Below are 17063 nucleotides of genomic sequence, written 5' to 3'. Positions count from 1 at the left end.
AGGAGCGGGTTTATGGGGTTTATCACGTCACGGCCATGGCTCGTGCGTTGCGCGATGTTGATGTGGGCTCTGCTCGCTGCGGTCAAGGCGCAGGCGGCCAGTTCGGTGCTGATCTGGCCGATCGATCCGGTGCTCGAAGCCGATCAGCAGGCCAGTGCGCTGTGGCTGGAGAATCGTGGCAGCGAAACCGCCAACCTGCAGATCAGGGTGTTCGGCTGGAGCCAGAACGGTTTCCAGGAGCAATACCAGAACCAGCGTGACGTGATCGGCAGTCCACCGGTGGCGAAGATCGAGCCGGGGCAGAAGCAACTGGTGCGCCTGACCCGGACCAGAGAAGTCCCGCCCGGCCAGGAACTGGCCTACCGGATCATCATCGACGAAATTCCCTCGGCCCAGCCTCCTGCCGCCGACGCCGGGAAAACCGCCGCCGCGATCCGCTTCCAGATGCGCTATTCGGTGCCCCTGTTCGCCTACGGCGCGGGGCTGTGGAGCAAGGAAGACACGACCCGTCAGCGTGATCCCAAAGGCATCGGCCTGCCGCAATTGAGCTGGCGCACGGTGGCGGTGGATGGCCGGCCTTATGTGGAGGTGCGCAATCAGGGCGCGGTGCATGCGCGCTTGACCGATGTTGCGCTCAAGCAGGGCGGGCAGAGCAAGCCGCTGGCGGAAGGGCTGTTGGGTTATGTGTTGCCCGGCGCGGTGATGCGCTGGCCGGCGCCGGGACCTGTGGCGGGGGAACTGGCGGGACGGATCAATGGCGCAGCACAAGTGCAGAGCATCGCTCCGGCGAAGTAGCGATGGCGGCCTGCGGGTCGGGTAGTGCGGGGCCGCCAGGCAAGCGATTGGCCGGCGGGCAACAGCGGTTTCAGGAGGAACCAGTCCATTGACGGACGAAACACGCTAATGAGTCCGGGATGGGCTCGCCGTATTCAGCGTCCGTTGTGGCTTGTCACCGGCGCGTGTTGCCTGATGTTCATTCATCCATCCGGGGCCGGCGAACTGCCGCCGCCTCCCAGCGGCATGGAGGCCGTCAGCGATGCTCAGTTGTTTCTGGAACTGGTGGTCAACCAGATGAATACCGGTCGGGTGGTGGCGGTGGAGCAGCGCGGCGGGCGGTTGTTCCTGCCGGCCAGTGTGTTGCGTGACACCGGTATGAAACTGCCCGAGAGTGCGGGGGCTGAAGTCGATCTCGATGGTCTGCCGGGGCTGCACAGCGACTACGACAGCGTCAGCCAGCGACTGCTGCTCGACGTGCCGCCGGACTGGCTGCCGGAGCAATTCATCGGTAACCGTCAGGTCTACCCGCGCACCCCGGCGCTGAGCAGTTTCGGCGCGTTGTTCAACTATGACCTGTACCTCAACGACACCGATGACGCCGGGACTTATCTGGCGGCATGGAACGAGGTGCGGGTGTTCGACAGTTGGGGCACGCTGTCCAACACCGGGCAGTACCGGCGCACCTTGTCGGGGGATTCGGTCAGCACGCTGAGCAACGGGTATCTGCGCTACGACACCACATGGCGCTTCTCCGATGATGAGCGGATGCTGACCTACGAGGCGGGGGACGTGGTCAGCGGCGCCTTGCCGTGGAGCAGCTCGGTGCGTCTGGGCGGCGTGCAGTTCTCCCGGGATTTTGCGGTGCGCCCGGACCTGGTGACCTACCCGTTGCCGCAGTTCGCCGGTGAAGCGGCGGTGCCGTCCTCGGTGGACCTGTTCATCAATGGCTACAAGTCCAGCAGCACCGATTTGCAGCCGGGGCCGTACACGCTGACCAACATTCCGTTCATCAACGGTGCGGGCGAAGCCGTGGTGGTGACCACCGATGCGCTGGGTCGGCAGGTATCGACCACCGTGCCTTTCTATGTCACCAGCAGCCTGTTGCAAAAGGGCTTGAGCGATTTCTCGGTCAGCGCCGGTACGCTGCGACGTGATTACGGGTTGAAGGATTTCAGCTACGGGCCGGGCGTGACGTCGGGCAGCCTGCGTTATGGCATCAGCGACAGCTTCACGTTGGAAAGCCACGCCGAAGCGGCCGATTCACTGACCCTCGGCGGGCTCGGTGGCAATCTGCGGCTGGGCAATTTCGGGGTCCTTAACAGTGCGATCAGCCAGAGCCGTTTTGACGGTGACGGTGGTCAGCAACTCAGTCTCGGTTATCAGTACAGCGCTCAGCGTTTCAGCTTTTCCTGGCAACGGTTGCAACGCCGCGACCAGTACGCCGACCTCACGGTGGTCGACAGTCCTTACACCAGCCTCAGCAAGCGTAGCGAGCAGGCGACCCTGAGCCTGAACCTTGAGCGGTGGGGCAGTCTGGGTGTCGGTTATTTCGATATCCGGGCGGCGGACGAAACCCGCACGCGGTTGCTCAACCTGAGCTGGAGCAAGCCGTTATGGCACAACAGCAGTTTCTACCTGTCGGCCAACCGCGAAATCGGCGATGCCAACTGGGCGGTGCAGGCGCAACTGGTGATCCCGTTCGATCTGCGCGGCAGCCTGGCCATCAGCAGCGAGCGCAGCAAGACCGGGCAGACGCAACAACGCGTCAACTACAGCCGTGCCGTGCCGTCCCAGGGCGGGGTAGGTTTCAATCTCGGTTATGCCAACGGCGACGGGCCTGATTACCGTCAGGCCGATGTGACTTGGCGTCTGCAATCGGTGCAGTTGCAGGCCGGTGTCTACGGCACCTCGGATGCGGAAACCCGCTGGGCCGATGCCAGCGGTTCGCTGGTGTGGATGGATCATCAAGTGTTTGCGGCCAACCGCATCGACGATGCCTTCGTGGTGGTCAGTACCGATGGTTATGCGGATGTTCCGGTGCGTTACGAGAATCAGCAGGTCGGTCAGACGGATCGCAACGGCCACTTGCTGGTGCCGTGGAGCAGTGCCTACTACCGCGGCAAATACGAAATCGATCCGTTGAACTTGCCGGCCAACGTGCGCAGCCCGAATGTCGAACAGCGCATTGCCGTGCGCCGTGGCAGCGGTTATCTGCTGGAATTTCCGCTGAGCCGGGTGATTGCCGCGAGCATCGTGCTGGTGGATGCGCAGCAGCAGGAACTGCCGCTGGGCAGCGGCGTATTGCACGAGGAAAGCGGCGCGCGGACGGTGGTGGGCTGGGATGGGCTGGTCTATCTGGAAAACCTGCAAGCACAGAACTCATTAAGGGTGACCCTGGCGGATGGCAAGACCTGTCAAGCGCAGTTCAATGTGGATCTGCAACAGGATCAGGTGCCGCTGATCGGTCCGTTGGTGTGCCAATGACGAGGGTTCGGCTCTGTCTGTGGCTGGTGCTGACGTTGCCGGGGGCGGCGCAGGCGCTGTGTTCGGTGGTCACCACCACACCGGCCGCGTTCGGCACGATCAGTTCGATTGCAGTTCGCACGACCTCGCAACCCAGTTCCACGCTGAACGGTGGTTTGAGCTGTACGGGCTCGCTACTGTCCTTGCTGAGCACCAGCGACCACTTCTGGGCCACGGTGACTTCGACCCAGAGTGGTTTGCTCGGGCCGACCGGCGACGTCATCGGCTACACGATCTACGCCAATAACAGCACCAGTTACCCGCTGACCCGCGGCACGGCCTACGACTTCGCCCGCAACGGCATCATCGATGCGCTTGGATTGCTCGGTGGTACGGTGCCGAAAACCGTGCCGCTGTACTTCGGCACCACCATCGGCAGCAACGTAGCAGCCGGGGTGTATACCGAAACCCTGAGCATTTTCTGGAACTGGAACTACTGCTCCGGGATTGGCATCGGCTCGGTGTGTCTGGGGCGCGATATCGGTAGCGGCACCACGACGCTGACGGTGAACCTGACCGTGGCCAACGATTGCACCATCACTGCGCCCAACATCGCCTTCGGCAGCGCTCCGGTGATCAGTGCGTTTACCCCGGTGACCGGTCAGACCATCAACCTGGCCTGCACCAAGGGCAGCGCCTATACCGTGGGTTTGAACGACGGACAGAACGCGATCAGTGTCGGCGGTCGACGACGAATGATTTCCGGCAGCAATTACCTGGCCTACGACATTTTCAAAAGCGCCGGCACCACTCGCTGGGGCAGTGTCGGTGCGGAGCGACGGGCCAGCAGCGATGCCGAGGTCAATCCTGGCAATGGTTTGGGCACCGGCAGCCAGATCTTCAACTACAACGCGAAGATCTACACCGATCAGACCACGCCGCCCGCCGGCACCTATCTGGACAACGTGGTACTGGATGTCGGCTTCTGATCCGATCAGAAGCGCACGGTCTGCTTGAGGAGCTGCGCTGCCGGGGTGTCGGTCGGGCTGACCATCGCGTAGTTGTAACCTTCGCCGGACCAGTATTCGGCCTGCAAATCCCCGTCGAGTCGGCTACCGCGTGGCAGGAAGGTGTTTTTCGGCCCGGGCGGGCGCACGTAGAAACTCACTTTGTGCCCGGCGCGATCCTCATACATCACCATCGCCGCCGGACCTTCTTCAGTGCTCAGAAGGCGTCCGCTGACCGGTCGGAAACCCGCCGCCGTCAGGTCCGGCAGGCGATTGGCCTGGGTGAAGTAACGGTCGAGCCAGCGCTGCATGTCACCTTCGCCGCCGACCTTGTAGTCCGCCGGCAGAATCCCTTGCTGGGCGATCAAACGGTACGCCTGCAAGGCATCGGTCATGGGCGCAACCGTGCGTACAAAGGTCATTTCCCGGGCTTGCCAGCCACTGATACCGCCGATGCTGACCGCTATCAGCAGCACGGCTGCGCTGGCCCATTGGCGGCGTGATCGATGCTTGAGCCGTTGGCGGATCAGTGCCGGGTCCAGATCCGGGTTGACCGGTTGTTGCAGGGCGCCACCGAGGGCGGCGCGCAGGTGCTGGGCATCCTGTTGCCAGGCGCGGATCAACGCAGCGTCGTCGGGGTGGCTGGCCAGCCAGTTTTCCAGCACACGCCGGTCGGCGTCGCTGAGCTGGTGGTCGATGTAGGCGTGCAAATCACGCTCGCTGGGGGGCAGGCTGATCATTTGAGTATCCGCAAGGAAGGGCTGCTGATTTCGCCGTCGCTGAGCTGGCGCAGAGCCTGGCGGGCGCGGGACAGGCGCGACATCACGGTGCCGGTGGGGACGTCGAGGATCTCGGCGACCTCCTTATAGGTCAAGCCTTCCACCGACACCATCAACAGCAGGGCGCGTTGCTCGGTGGGTAGACGATCGAAGGCTTGCAGGGTCGATTGGGCAATCACGGTGCGTTCTACCGAGGGTTCGGCGTCATCGCGGCCAGTGAAGAATTCGAGCATCCGCGCGTAGCGCCGAGAGCGTCGGTGCGCATCAAGGAACTGGCGATACAGAATCGAAAACAGCCACGCGCGCAGATCGCCCTCGGCGCGTTTGTCACCCCAACTGGACAGGGCGCGCTCCAGGCTGGCCTGCACCAGGTCATCGGCGCTGCTGCTGTTGCGCGTCAACGACACGGCAAAGCGCCGCAATCTGGGAATGATTTCTCTCAGTTGTTCGTCGAATTCGCTCATGAAGTTCTGCTAGTCACTACGCTGTGGACTAGGAAGACGCCCGGCATTCGAGGTTATTCCACGCTCGGAAAAATAAATACCGGGCCGTGGAATAAATCCTGATGGCGTGCGTCTTGCTGATTCTTCCTACTTGTGGCCGATGGCCCTGGAGTCTTTCATGGTTGATCGCAGCTCACCGCCCGGCGGGCCACAACGCCCGCCACTGAGTGCCGCGAGCCTGGTGTTGCGTCTTGGCGGTATCGCCGTGGTGGTCGCAGCAGTGGCCGGGGCGTTTGCCTACGTTCATGGCTCGTTTGACCCACAACGCCTGACGCCAAAGGCGTTGGTCGATGTGCTGGAAAAGAACAACGGCGTGCATCCCGGGTTTCGCCGCAACCACGCCAAGGGCGTGTGCGTGATCGGACATTTCGAGAGCAGCGGTGAAGCGCGGCCGTTCTCCGTTGCGCAGGTGTTCAACGAGCCACGCACACCGGTGGTCGGGCGATTTGCGTTGCCGGCGGGCAGTCCTTATGCACCGGACAGCGCCGTACCGATTCGCAGCCTGGCGCTGCGTTTCACTCAGGCCAACGGCCAGCAGTGGCGTACCGGGATGAACAGCATGCCGGTGTTCCCGGTCGGCACGCCCGAGGCGTTCTATCAATTGCAGCAGGCGCAATCGCCGGATCCGGCGACCGGCAAACCGGACCCGACCAAGGTCCCGGCGTTCTTTGCCTCGCACCCGGAAGCCGTACCGTTCCTGACCTGGATAAAGGGTGCCAAGCCTTCGGCCAGCTATGTCACGGAAACCTACAACAGTGTCAACGCGTTCTATCTGGTCGATGCCAGTGGCAAGAAGCAAGCCGTGCGCTGGAGCATGACGCCATTGGCGCAGGATCCCGCCGGGGCCACGGCGCCGGAGGGCAGCGACTTTCTGGAGAAGGATCTGGTGCAACACCTGGCCGAAGGACCGCTGCGTTTTCAGTTGAACATCACCCTGGCCAATGCCGACGATCCGGTGAACGACGCGAGCAAGGCCTGGCCTGCCGGTCGCAAAGTGCTGAACGCCGGCACCCTGGTGCTGGAAAAGACTCAGCCGCAGCTCAGCGGCGAATGCCGTGACATCAACTACGACCCACTGGTCCTGCCCGCCGGGATTGAAGGTTCCGACGACCCGCTGCTCGCCGCTCGTTCAGCCGGTTACGCCGATTCCTACCTGCGTCGCACCAGCGAAGTCAGCCAACTGCCCGCCGCCAAACAGGAGGCTCGCCCATGAGAACGCCACCGACGCATTTCAATCCGCTGGCGCGACTGCTGCACTGGCTGATGGCGCTGATGATCATCGCCATGCTGTTTATCGGCGCCGGCATGGTGACCTCGGTATCGGCGCGGCATGAATGGCTGATCAACCTGCACAAACCGCTTGGCATTGCGATTCTGTTGCTGGTGATCGTGCGCATTCTGGTGCGACTGGGCACGCGTCAGCCGCCGCTGCCGGAGGACTTGCCGGGTTGGCAGGTGATGGCGGCCAAGGCGTCGCATGTGTTGTTGTACGCGCTGATGCTGGTGTTGCCGCTGCTGGGTTGGGCGATGATCAGCGCGGCGGGGGATCCGGTGATGCTTGGCCATTCGTTGCAATTGCCGTCGATCCTGCCGGCGGATGCCCAGGTGTTTGCGCTGTTGCGCAAGGCACACGGTTATCTGGCGTATCTGTTGTTTCTGACTGTGTTGCTGCACCTGGCGGCGGCGCTGTTCCATGGTTGGGTGCGCCGTGACGAGGTGCTCGACAGCATGCTGCGGGGACGGAGTCGCGACTGACCACGGACGTTAATCTGGCGTGGCGAGGGAGCAAGTCTGCTCGCCACGTTTTTGCGGTGCGAGCGTTCGCCACCAGTACAACAACGCGACCATGTTGATTCCGGCACCCAACCAGCAGACACCCGGCCATCCTGCCCAGGCGTACATGGCCGTCGAGGCGATGGAGCCCACGGCGCTGCCAATCGAGTAAAACAGCATGTAGCCGGCGGTCAGTCGGCTCTGTGCCTGCGGGCGGACGCTGTAGATCATGCTCTGGCTGGTGACGTGCACAGCTTGCAGGCCCAGATCCAAAGTGATCACGCCGAGCAGCAGCGCCCACAACGAGGATTGGGTAAAGGCAATCGGCAGCCATGAGCCGAGCATCAGCAGCAAGGACAGGCCGCTGACCCATTGGCCGAACCCTCTATCCGCCAAGCGCCCAGCTCTTGCAGCCGCCAGTGCGCCAGCCGCGCCGGCCAGTCCGAACAATCCGATTTCACTGTGGGAAAGCGACAGCGGCGGGGCGGCGAGCGGTAGAACCATCGGCGTCCACAGGACCATGGCGCTGGCGAAGGTCAACAGGGCCAGAATCGCCCGTTGTCGCAGTATCGGTTCCTCTTGGAATAACCGGAACACCGAGGCGATCAGCACTGTATAGGATGTTGCCGGTTGCGGGCTCTCGTCCTTGGGCAGCACGCGAAACAGTAGCAACGCCATGACCAGCGTCAGCCCTGCGGACAACAGATAAATCGCCCGCCAACCGGCCAGATCCGCCATCCCGCCGGCCACAGTGCGCGCGAGCAAAATGCCGACCACGATGCCGCTGGTGATGATGCCGACGACGTGTCCGCGTTGCGCCGGGATGGCCAGGGTTGCGGCATAGGCCACCAGCACTTGAGTGACGACGGCGAGCAGACCGGTCAGGGTCATGCCGATCAGCAGCCAGGTGCTGCTGGTTGCCAGCGCGATCATCAGCAATGCCGCGGCGGACAACAGGGTTTGCGTGACAATCAAGCGCCGACGGTTGAGCAGATCGCCGAGCGGCACGAGCAGTATCAGCCCGACGCCGTAGCCGACCTGGGTCAGCGTGATGACGATGCCGATACTGGCGGGCGACAGGTTGAACGCTTCGGCCATGGCGTCCAGCAGCGGTTGAGCGTAATACACGTTACCCACCGCCAGACCGCAGGCAATGGCGAACAGCAACACCACGCCGCTGCCGAGTGTTTGAGCTTTCATGTCCCGGTTCCTTTTCAGGTTTTAAATTAAAACTGGATTGACGGTAAGTAATCTAGTTTTGTTTTGCAACCTGATTGGGTAAAAGTGCAGCGCAAAAAAAAGATCGCAGACACGCTGCGATCTTTCATGTGGCGAAAAATAGGGGGGGATCAGCGCAGGGTGTCGACCATGTCGGCGATGGTGGTCAGCACGTCTTTGCCCAATTGTTTCGAGCGTTGGCCCGACCAGCCGGTGAGCGGGTTCGGTGCGTCATCATGATCTTTGAACGGCATTTCCAGGGTCAGCGACAGGCAGTCGAACTTCTGGCCGACGCTGTTGCACGCCAGGGTCATGTTGGCCTGGCCCGGTTCGTCGCGGGTGTAGCCGTACTTTGTCTGGAAATCTTTGGTGGTGTGTTTCAGGTGGCTGCGGAAGTGTTCTTCGAGTTTCTCGATCCGCGGGGTGTAGCCCGGATTGCCTTCGCAGCCGGCAGTGAACACGTGGGGGATTTCTTCATCGCCGTGTACGTCGAGGAACAGATCGACGCCGTACTTTTCCATTTGCTGCTGTACGAAAAGGACTTCAGGGCTGACTTCCTGACTGGCGTTCTGCCAGGCGCGGTTCAGGTCCTGCCCCATGGCGTTGGTGCGCAGGTGGCCGTGGAAGGCACCGTCCGGGTTCATGTTCGGCACCAGGTACAGATCGGCACTTTCCAGCAACTTGTTCAGCACTGGATCGTTGTGATGCTCCAGACGTTCGATCACGCCTTCCATGAACCACTCGGCCATGTGCTCGCCGGGATGCTGCTGGGCGATGATCCAGATCTTGCGTCGACCTTCAGCGCCAGTGCCTTTGCGCAGCAGTTGAATGTCACGGCCTTCGACGCTTTTGCCAGTGGCCAATAGTTCGGTGCCGGCCTTGGTCAGCGCTTGCTCGATCAGCCAGTCATGACGGCCACGGCTGTAGGGTTCGAAGTAGGCGAACCAGGCGTGGGTCTGCTCGGCTTCAAGGCAGAAGCGCAGGCTGTCGCCTTCGAATTGGGTTGGAATGCGGAACCAGTTGACGTGGTCGTAGGAAGCGACGGCCTGATAGCCGGTCCAGGCTTTGTTGTAGGAGGACTGGCTGGCGTTGACCAGGCGGAACCAATGTTCCTGATGAACATGCAGGCCGCTGGCCTTGAAGTGGAACCACTGGAAGTGGGCGCTGCGGGTATCTGGCCGAATCGCCAGAACCGGGCTGAGCGGGTTGCTGATGTCGATGACTTGGATGTTGCCGCTGTCGAAGTTGGCGCTGATGTCGAACGAAGATTTGGCCACGGTCATAATCGGTTCCTGAATATGATTTTTATGGCGGCTACTTTACACGCAAGACAGGGGTGAAACCGAGGGAAATTGCGGGGTGTGGCGGGGGGCGTCCTCCATGACGCGGATGCAGCTTAGTAGCTGTGCGATTGATTCTCAAGTGCTAATTGGCATTACTTTTCCCTAACGCGGGCGGGGTTCTCTTGCCAAGCGATATTCTTTTGATATTATCCGCGCCATCGAATTTGCAGCACCCAAAGACTTCATTAGCCTGAAGCCACAAGCCAGAAAACTGGCAAAAAAAAAGACCCGGCAAAAAGCCGGGTCAAAAACCGTGATTAGCCTGATGAGGAGATAGTCCAGAAGACCGACCTAAGGTCTCTGGTCCATCGACTGATCTCGCGACCAGCTGCTTGCAATAATAATCATTATCATTTGCAAGTCAAACGTTTTTATCTGCGCGATTGGAAAATTCTTTCCCGTCCGTCTTCAGCGAACACCGCCATCGAGCGAGTGATCGACCATCGCTCGTGCCATGTCCACCATGTGCACGACCGAAAAAGCCAAATCCCGACTGACACCCTGCAAGCCGTCTGCTGCCTTGAATGCCGTGGCCGCTGCACATCGCAGCAAATCCGAGGCGTGGACCAGGGATTCTTCGCCACTCAGGTTGCTGTTCACGCCGAAAAAGCGTTCTTCCACATCCGGTTCTGAAACAGCCGGTTTCAAGTAATAGTCCAATGCCCGCTGCGCAGCGGCGCATCCTTGCGCAGACGTGAACGTGGTGTCCATTTGCAGGTCGGGCAGGTCTTTGCTGGTGATGTTCATGGTGAAAGGTCACTCCTTGGTCGATTCAAATCCGTGATCCAAGAATAGTACCTAGAGTATTTGTGACCAGAATTTAAATACTACAATATGTGTTTTGATGGCCCGGGACGGGCACGTATGGTGCCGCACATGGATAAATGGATTGAGTTGGTCAAGGCCAAAATGAGTGAACTCAACGTCACTCAAGTCGAACTCGGCGAGCGCGTCGGCATGTCTCAGGGCGGTATCGGCCATTGGCTGAACAAACGCCGTGAGCCCGGCATCACGCAGATGAACCGCGTGCTGAAAGCGCTGGGTATGGAGTTTCTCGAAGTCGCGGTAGTGATCCGCGAACCGCAAGTCGACAAGGACGACGAAATGCCTCTGGCGCAGAAGTACAACCCTTACTTCCGCTATCCGGTCAGCGACTGGAAAACCCCGATCGAGGCCCGTGAAGCCCAACCGGCCTATTCGAGCGGCAAGGACAAGCGACGTTTCGAACTGACGGATTACCACGCCCGTGGCCCGGCATTCTGGCTCACGGTAATGGGCAACTCGATGACTGCGCCCACCGGGCAGAGCATCGGTGAGGGCATGCTGATCCTGGTGGATCCGGCGGTGGAGGCGGAGCCCGGCAAACTGGTGATCGCCCAGTGGCAGGACAGTGATGAAGCGATTTTCCGCAAACTGATCGAAGAGGGCGGCCAGCGTTACCTGATGCCGCTCAATCCGACCTGGCCGAAAGCCGTGTTTACCGACGAGTGCCGAATTATCGGTGTCGTGGTTCAGGCATCGGCCAAGTACTAGTCAGATCGATCCTCACAATGTGTAGGATCGATCCACCTTTCAAGCCTCTTCCAGCTCGACCAGCGCGCAGCCTTCGCTGACCATTTCGCCTTCCTGGCAATACAGCGCCTTGATCACACCGGCATGGGGTGCGCGGATGCTGTGTTCCATCTTCATTGCTTCCAGCACCACCAATTGAGCGCCGGCTTCAACCGATTGCCCGGCCTCCACCAGAACCCGCACGATGCTGCCGTTCATCGGCGCAGTCAGACCGCCCTGATGGCTGTGACTGGCTTCGACAGCGCTGATCGGGTCGTACGTTTCAATGCGTCGTAACTCGCCATCCCATTGCAGATACAGAACTTCTCCACGACGAATCGCACGCAGTTGACGACGCAAACCATCGCGCTCGATCACCAGTTGCTCGCCGATCAATTTTGCATGGCCGCCAGCACCGAGCGTGAGCGCCCGATCCTGCCCCTCGCAACTCAAATGCAGAGTGATTTCACGTGGCAACCCCGCGCGCAAGCCGCTGTGAAGCGCCCAAGGCGAGGCCGGATCATCTTCCCGAGTCATCCCCGGCAAACTCTGCGCAAAAGCCTGCGCCGCCGCATCCCAGAATTCATCGCTCAGCGCGACAGGCGCTGGCAGTAGCTGTTCCTGATAGCGAGGAATGAACCCGGTATCCAGCTCGGCAGATGCAAATGCTGGATGACCGATAATCCGCCGCAGGAAGTTGATGTTGGTCTTCAACCCGCCAATCGCGAACTCATCGAGCATGCTCAGCAGCCGCAACCGCGCCTGCTCACGATCCTCGCCCCAGGCAATCAGCTTGCCGAGCATCGGGTCATAAAACGGCGAAATCTCATCGCCTTCCTCAACGCCCGCATCAACGCGGCGCCCCGGTCCAACGGTGGATTCGCGATACAGATCGAGGCGTCCGGTAGCCGGCAGGAAATCATTGGAAGGATCTTCCGCATACAGCCGCACTTCAATCGCATGCCCGTTCAGCGGCACCTGATCCTGAGTGATCGGCAACGCTTCGCCACGGGCGACGCGAATCTGCCAGGCCACCAGATCAAGGCCGGTGATGGCCTCGGTGACCGGGTGTTCGACTTGCAGCCGCGTGTTCATCTCCATGAAGAAAAACTCGCCGCGAGCGTCCAGCAAAAACTCCACCGTGCCGGCGCCGACGTAACCGATAGCCTGCGCCGAACGTACCGCCGCTTCACCCATCGCCCGACGCAGTTCCGGATTCAAGCCCGGTGCCGGTGCTTCTTCGACGACTTTCTGGTGCCGACGCTGAATCGAGCAGTCGCGCTCATTCAAATACAGGCAATTACCATGTTGATCGGCGAACACCTGGATTTCCACGTGGCGCGGCTTGAGCAGGTATTTCTCCACGAGCATCCGCGAATCGCCGAACGACGACTGCGCTTCACGCTGGGCCGAAGCCAGCGCTTCAGCCAGTTGGCTGACGTCTTCAACGACCTTCATGCCCTTGCCACCACCGCCGGCAGTGGCCTTGAGCAGCACTGGATAGCCGATGCGCTCGCAAGCATCGCGGAAGGTGTCCAGATCCTGGGCTTCGCCGTGATAGCCCGGCACCAGCGGCACGCCGGCCGTTTCCATCAGAGCCTTGGCAGCGGACTTGCTGCCCATCGCATCAATGGCCGAGGCCGGCGGGCCGAGGAAGATCAGGCCCGCCGCTTCGATGGCGCGGGCAAACCCGGCGTTTTCCGAAAGAAAACCATAACCCGGATGAATCGCCTGGGCGCCGCTGGCCTTGGCCGCCGCGATCAGTTTGTCGATTTGCAGATAACTGTCGGCCGCTTTGCTGCCGCCCAGATCGACGCGGATATCCGCTTCACGGCTGTGCCGCGCTTCCCGGTCGGTGGCGCTGTGCACGGCAACGGTGGTCAGGCCCAGCGCCTTGGCGGTACGCATGACCCGGCAAGCGATTTCGCCACGGTTGGCCACCAGCAGGGTGGTGAGAACAGGTGCGCTCATCAACGCGGCTCCTTGGTGGTGGTTGCGGCTTGCCAGTTCGGCGGACGCTTCTGCAGAAAGGCCCGCAGACCTTCCTGGCCTTCCGGGCTGACGCGGATGCGGGCGATGGCGTTTTCGGTGTAGCGGCGCAGGGCCGGGGTCAGGGCGCCGTTGCCGACTTCACGCAGCAGATCCTTGCTGGCACGCATGGCGGCGGGGCTGTTGAGCAGCAGGTTGTCGATCCATTGTTCGACGTTCTGCTCGAGTTCGGCCGCCGGATAGCTTTCCGACAATAAACCGATTTCCCGCGCCCGCTGACCGCCGAAACGCTCGGCCGTCAGCGCATAACGCCGCGCCGCGCGCTCGCCGATGGCTTGCACCACGAACGGGCTGATCACCGCTGGCGCCAAGCCAATGCGCACTTCCGACAGGCAGAACTGCGCGTCATCGGCGCCAATTGCCATGTCGCAGCAACTGATCAGACCCAGCGCGCCACCGAACGCCGCGCCTTGCACCACGGCCACGGTCGGGATTTTCAGTTTGGCGAGGTTGTACATCAGCTCCGCCAGTTCCCGGGCGTCGTCGAGGTTGGTGTGGTAATCGAGTTCGGCCGATTGCTGCATCCAGGCCAGATCCGCGCCGGCGCTGAAGTGCTTGCCGCGTCCGCGCACCAGCAGGAAACGCAGGCTGGCGTCGCTGGCGACTTTGTCCAGCGCCAGGATCAGTTCGCGGATCATCTCGGCGTTGAACGCGTTGTTCTTTTCTTCGCGGCTCAGCCACAGGGTCGCGAAACCCCGTGGATCGCTCTGTAATTCGAGGGTGTTGAAGTCGCTCATGAGGTTCTCCCGATCACATCCGGAACACGCCGAAGCGGCTCGGTTCGATAGGCGCGTTCAACGACGCGGACAAGGCCAGGGCGAGCACATCGCGGGTCTGCGCCGGGTCGATGACGCCGTCGTCCCACAGCCGTGCGCTGGAATAGTAGGGGTGACCCTGCTCTTCGTACTGGTCGAGAATCGGTTGCTTGATCTCGCTTTCCTGCTCGGCGCTGAACGCCTGGCCGCTGCGTTCGGCCTGCTCGCGCTTGACCTGAACCAGCACGCCGGCCGCCTGTTCGGCGCCCATCACGCCGATCCGCGCGTTCGGCCACATCCACAGGAAACGCGGATCGTAGGCCCGCCCGCACATGCCGTAGTTACCGGCGCCGAAACTGCCGCCGATGATCACGGTGAATTTCGGTACCTTGGCGCACGCCACGGCGGTCACCAGTTTCGCGCCGTGTTTGGCGATGCCGCCGGCCTCGTATTTCTGGCCGACCATGAAGCCGGTGATGTTCTGCAGGAACAGCAGCGGAATCCCGCGCTGGCAGGCCAGTTCGATGAAGTGCGCGCCTTTTTGCGCGGCTTCGGCGAACAGGATGCCGTTGTTGGCGAGGATCGCGATCGGGTAGCCGTGCAGATGGGCGAAACCGCAGACCAGCGTGGTTCCGAACAGCGCTTTGAATTCATCGAACACCGAACCGTCGACCAGTCGTGCAATCACTTCGCGCACATCGAACGGTTGCTTGGCATCCGCCGACACCACACCGTACAACTCGTCGCTGGCGTACAGCGGCGCAATCGGCGCGCGCTGCTGCACTTCGCCGAGCTTGCGCCAGTTGAGGTTGGCGACGCTGCGGCGGGCGAGGGCGAGGGCGTGCTCATCGCTTTCGGCGTAATGGTCGGCGACCCCGGAAGTCTTGCAGTGCACATCGGCCCCGCCGAGGTCTTCGGCGCTGACCACTTCACCGGTCGCAGCTTTCACCAAGGGCGGGCCGGCGAGGAAAATCGTCGCCTGATTGCGCACCATGATCGCTTCGTCGGCCATCGCTGGCACATACGCGCCGCCCGCAGTGCACGAGCCCATGACCACCGCAATCTGCGGAATGCCCATGGCGCTCATGTTGGCCTGGTTGAAGAAGATCCGCCCGAAGTGCTCGCGATCCGGAAACACTTCGTCCTGGCGCGGCAGGTTGGCGCCGCCCGAGTCCACCAGATAAATGCATGGCAGACGGTTCTGTTGGGCGATGGTTTGGGCGCGCAAGTGTTTCTTTACGGTCAGCGGATAGTACGAGCCGCCTTTCACGGTCGCGTCGTTGGCGACGATCATGCACTCGACGCCTTCCACACGGCCGATGCCGGCAATCACGCCAGCGGCCGGCACGTCTTCGCCATACACGGCGTGGGCGGCCAACTGGCTGATTTCCAGAAACGGCGAACCTGGATCGAGCAAGCGGTTGATCCGCTCACGCGGCAGCAGTTTGCCGCGCGAGGTGTGACGTTCCTGAGCTTTCGCGCCGCCACCCTGAGCCACTTGGGCAAGCAGGGTGTGCAGGGCGTCGACCTGTTCGAGCATCGCCGCGCTGTTGGCGGCGAACTCCGCTGAACGGGGGTTGAGCTGGGTATGCAGGATAGCCATGGACAGCTCCGTTTAGCGGGTTTCGTTGAACAGTTCGCGGCCGATCAGCATGCGACGGATCTCACTGGTGCCAGCGCCGATTTCGTACAGCTTGGCGTCACGCAGCAGACGGCCGGCCGGGAATTCGTTGATGTAACCGTTGCCGCCGAGAATCTGGATTGCGTCCAGGGCCATTTGCGTGGCGCGTTCGGCGGTGTAGAGGATCACGCCGGCGGCGTCCTTGCGCGTGGTCTCGTTGCGCTCGCAGGCCTGGGCCACGGCGTAGAGGTAGGCGCGGCTGGCGTTAAGCTGGGTGTACATGTCGGCGACCTTGCCCTGGATCAGCTGGAATTCGCCGATGCTCTGGCCGAACTGCTTGCGGTCGTGGATGTACGGCACGATCAGGTCCATGCACGACTGCATGATCCCGGTCGGGCCACCGGACAGCACGACGCGCTCGTAATCGAGGCCGCTCATCAGCACTTTCACGCCGCCGTTGAGCACGCCGAGGATGTTTTCTTCCGGCACTTCGACGTCGTCGAAGAACAGCTCGCAGGTGTTGGAACCGCGCATGCCGAGCTTGTCGAACTTGTTGCTGCGGCTGAAGCCTTTCCAGTCGCGCTCGACGATGAACGCGGTGATGCCGTGGGGGCCTTTTTCCAGGTCGGTCTTGGCGTAGATCACGTAAGTGTTGGCGTCGGGACCGTTGGTGATCCAGGTCTTGCTGCCGTTGAGGACGTAGCGGTCGCCGCGTTTTTCGGCGCGCAGTTTCATCGAGACCACGTCGGAACCGGCGTTCGGTTCGCTCATCGCAAGTGCGCCGACGTGTTCGCCGCTGATCAGTTTCGGCAGGTACTTGGATTTCTGTTCGTGGTTACCGTTGCGGTTGATCTGGTTCACGCAGAGATTGGAGTGGGCGCCGTAGGACAGCGCCACGGAAGCGGAGCCGCGGCTGATTTCTTCCATCGCCACGACGTGCGCCAGGTAACCCAGGCCAGCGCCGCCGTACTCTTCCGGCACGGTGATGCCGAGCAGGCCCATGTCGCCGAACTTGCGCCACAGATCGGCGGGGAACAGGTTGTCGCTGTCGATCTGCGCGGCGCGCGGAGCGACCTCCTTGGCGACAAAGGACTGAACCTGATCGCGCAGCATGTCGATGGTTTCACCGAGGGCAAAGTTCAGGGATGGGTAGCTCATGGGTCACCTTTTGGCTTTTTTGTAGGGTGGGGAGAAGGGCGTTTCAGTTCTCACCTTTACGTTAAC

Annotated in this window: 15 protein-coding genes; 6 read left to right on the top strand and 9 right to left on the bottom strand. The window is 61.6% G+C overall.

Annotated elements, in window-relative coordinates; all coding sequences use genetic code 11:
- The first annotated feature begins 12 nt into the window (after positions 1–12).
- The 3 genes from AC07N4_RS05850 to AC07N4_RS05840 all read left to right on the top strand — a co-directional run bounded on the left by AC07N4_RS05850 (position 13) and on the right by AC07N4_RS05840 (position 4229).
- Complete coding sequence (locus tag AC07N4_RS05850; protein WP_192558441.1) at positions 13–795, top strand: fimbrial biogenesis chaperone; 783 nt, start codon at positions 13–15, stop codon at positions 793–795.
- A 108-nt stretch (positions 796–903) separates the two neighbouring features.
- Complete coding sequence (locus AC07N4_RS05845) at positions 904–3261, top strand: fimbria/pilus outer membrane usher protein (protein ID WP_102621738.1); 2358 nt, start codon at positions 904–906, stop codon at positions 3259–3261.
- The gene (locus tag AC07N4_RS05840; protein ID WP_493065152.1) at positions 3258–4229 is read left to right on the top strand and encodes a Csu type fimbrial protein; all 972 of its coding nucleotides are present in this window, start codon (positions 3258–3260) and stop codon (positions 4227–4229) included. The genes AC07N4_RS05845 and AC07N4_RS05840 overlap by 4 nt, the downstream gene beginning before the upstream one ends.
- 5 nt (positions 4230–4234) lie before the next feature.
- Here the strand turns inward: AC07N4_RS05840 and AC07N4_RS05835 are convergent, their stop codons facing one another.
- Both AC07N4_RS05835 and AC07N4_RS05830 read right to left on the bottom strand, forming a co-directional pair.
- On the bottom strand, positions 4235–4987 hold the full coding sequence (locus tag AC07N4_RS05835) for an anti-sigma factor family protein (protein ID WP_102621739.1): 753 nt from the start codon (positions 4985–4987) through the stop codon (positions 4235–4237).
- Positions 4984–5490 carry an RNA polymerase sigma factor gene (locus AC07N4_RS05830; RefSeq protein ID WP_096822309.1) on the bottom strand — a complete coding sequence of 169 codons (507 nt, stop codon included), beginning with the start codon at positions 5488–5490 and terminating at the stop codon, positions 4984–4986. The genes AC07N4_RS05835 and AC07N4_RS05830 overlap by 4 nt, the downstream gene beginning before the upstream one ends.
- Positions 5491–5647: 157 nt before the next feature.
- Between AC07N4_RS05830 and AC07N4_RS05825 the strand changes: the two genes are divergently transcribed.
- Together AC07N4_RS05825 and AC07N4_RS05820 are read left to right on the top strand one after the other, a co-directional pair.
- Positions 5648–6742 carry a catalase family peroxidase gene (locus tag AC07N4_RS05825; protein ID WP_493065151.1) on the top strand — a complete coding sequence of 365 codons (1095 nt, stop codon included), beginning with the start codon at positions 5648–5650 and terminating at the stop codon, positions 6740–6742.
- Positions 6739–7284: a cytochrome b gene (locus tag AC07N4_RS05820; RefSeq protein WP_096822307.1), complete on the top strand. Its 546-nt coding sequence runs from the start codon at positions 6739–6741 to the stop codon at positions 7282–7284. Before AC07N4_RS05825 ends, AC07N4_RS05820 begins: the two co-directional genes overlap by 4 nt.
- A gap of 9 nt (positions 7285–7293) precedes the next feature.
- Here the strand turns inward: AC07N4_RS05820 and AC07N4_RS05815 are convergent, their stop codons facing one another.
- From AC07N4_RS05815 to AC07N4_RS05805, 3 genes are all read right to left on the bottom strand, one after another.
- Complete coding sequence (locus tag AC07N4_RS05815; protein WP_493065150.1) at positions 7294–8502, bottom strand: MFS transporter; 1209 nt, start codon at positions 8500–8502, stop codon at positions 7294–7296.
- Positions 8503–8651: 149 nt separating this feature from the next.
- Entirely contained in the window at positions 8652–9803 is a 1152-nt protein-coding gene (locus tag AC07N4_RS05810; RefSeq protein ID WP_096822305.1) for a M14 family metallopeptidase, read from the bottom strand.
- 468 nt (positions 9804–10271) lie between these two features.
- Positions 10272–10610, bottom strand: coding sequence for a DUF6124 family protein (locus AC07N4_RS05805; protein ID WP_096822304.1), 339 nt, complete (start codon positions 10608–10610; stop codon positions 10272–10274).
- Positions 10611–10739: 129 nt separating this feature from the next.
- Between AC07N4_RS05805 and AC07N4_RS05800 the strand changes: the two genes are divergently transcribed.
- Positions 10740–11396, top strand: a complete 657-nt coding sequence (locus tag AC07N4_RS05800; RefSeq protein ID WP_102621757.1) for a LexA family protein — start codon at positions 10740–10742, stop codon at positions 11394–11396.
- Positions 11397–11435: 39 nt separating this feature from the next.
- Here the strand turns inward: AC07N4_RS05800 and AC07N4_RS05795 are convergent, their stop codons facing one another.
- Genes AC07N4_RS05795 through AC07N4_RS05780 form a run of 4 tightly spaced genes read right to left on the bottom strand, consistent with a single transcriptional unit; the run spans position 11436 to position 16997 of the window.
- A complete protein-coding gene (locus tag AC07N4_RS05795) occupies positions 11436–13385 on the bottom strand; it encodes an acetyl/propionyl/methylcrotonyl-CoA carboxylase subunit alpha (protein WP_493065149.1) in 1950 nt (649 codons plus the stop codon).
- Positions 13385–14200, bottom strand: coding sequence for a gamma-carboxygeranoyl-CoA hydratase (locus AC07N4_RS05790; protein ID WP_493065148.1), 816 nt, complete (start codon positions 14198–14200; stop codon positions 13385–13387). Before AC07N4_RS05790 ends, AC07N4_RS05795 begins: the two co-directional genes overlap by 1 nt.
- 13 nt (positions 14201–14213) lie before the next feature.
- Entirely contained in the window at positions 14214–15821 is a 1608-nt protein-coding gene (locus tag AC07N4_RS05785) for a carboxyl transferase domain-containing protein (RefSeq protein ID WP_074689008.1), read from the bottom strand.
- 12 nt (positions 15822–15833) lie between these two features.
- Positions 15834–16997 carry an isovaleryl-CoA dehydrogenase gene (locus AC07N4_RS05780; protein WP_102621744.1) on the bottom strand — a complete coding sequence of 388 codons (1164 nt, stop codon included), beginning with the start codon at positions 16995–16997 and terminating at the stop codon, positions 15834–15836.
- Positions 16998–17063 lie beyond the last annotated feature (66 nt).

This window comes from Pseudomonas sp. GW821-FHT09E04 (assembly GCF_059416185.1).
Note: the sequence above shows the minus strand (reverse complement) of the source record. Positions and strands in the feature narration are given on the sequence as shown.

Bases quoted from the DNA above. Each gene is read 5' to 3' on its own strand.
- AC07N4_RS05780 (WP_102621744.1), bottom strand. From the start codon at position 16,997: ATGAGCTACCCATCCCTGAACTTTGCCCTCGGTGAAACCATCGACATG.
- AC07N4_RS05830 (WP_096822309.1), bottom strand. From the start codon at position 5,490: ATGAGCGAATTCGACGAACAACTGAGAGAAATCATTCCCAGATTGCGG.
- AC07N4_RS05815 (WP_493065150.1), bottom strand. From the start codon at position 8,502: ATGAAAGCTCAAACACTCGGCAGCGGCGTGGTGTTGCTGTTCGCCATT.
- AC07N4_RS05840 (WP_493065152.1), top strand. From the start codon at position 3,258: ATGACGAGGGTTCGGCTCTGTCTGTGGCTGGTGCTGACGTTGCCGGGG.
- AC07N4_RS05835 (WP_102621739.1), bottom strand. From the start codon at position 4,987: ATGATCAGCCTGCCCCCCAGCGAGCGTGATTTGCACGCCTACATCGAC.
- AC07N4_RS05785 (WP_074689008.1), bottom strand. From the start codon at position 15,821: ATGGCTATCCTGCATACCCAGCTCAACCCCCGTTCAGCGGAGTTCGCC.
- AC07N4_RS05845 (WP_102621738.1), top strand. From the start codon at position 904: ATGAGTCCGGGATGGGCTCGCCGTATTCAGCGTCCGTTGTGGCTTGTC.
- AC07N4_RS05820 (WP_096822307.1), top strand. From the start codon at position 6,739: ATGAGAACGCCACCGACGCATTTCAATCCGCTGGCGCGACTGCTGCAC.
- AC07N4_RS05810 (WP_096822305.1), bottom strand. From the start codon at position 9,803: ATGACCGTGGCCAAATCTTCGTTCGACATCAGCGCCAACTTCGACAGC.
- AC07N4_RS05795 (WP_493065149.1), bottom strand. From the start codon at position 13,385: ATGAGCGCACCTGTTCTCACCACCCTGCTGGTGGCCAACCGTGGCGAA.
- AC07N4_RS05800 (WP_102621757.1), top strand. From the start codon at position 10,740: ATGGATAAATGGATTGAGTTGGTCAAGGCCAAAATGAGTGAACTCAAC.
- AC07N4_RS05825 (WP_493065151.1), top strand. From the start codon at position 5,648: ATGGTTGATCGCAGCTCACCGCCCGGCGGGCCACAACGCCCGCCACTG.
- AC07N4_RS05790 (WP_493065148.1), bottom strand. From the start codon at position 14,200: ATGAGCGACTTCAACACCCTCGAATTACAGAGCGATCCACGGGGTTTC.
- AC07N4_RS05805 (WP_096822304.1), bottom strand. From the start codon at position 10,610: ATGAACATCACCAGCAAAGACCTGCCCGACCTGCAAATGGACACCACG.
- AC07N4_RS05850 (WP_192558441.1), top strand. From the start codon at position 13: ATGGGGTTTATCACGTCACGGCCATGGCTCGTGCGTTGCGCGATGTTG.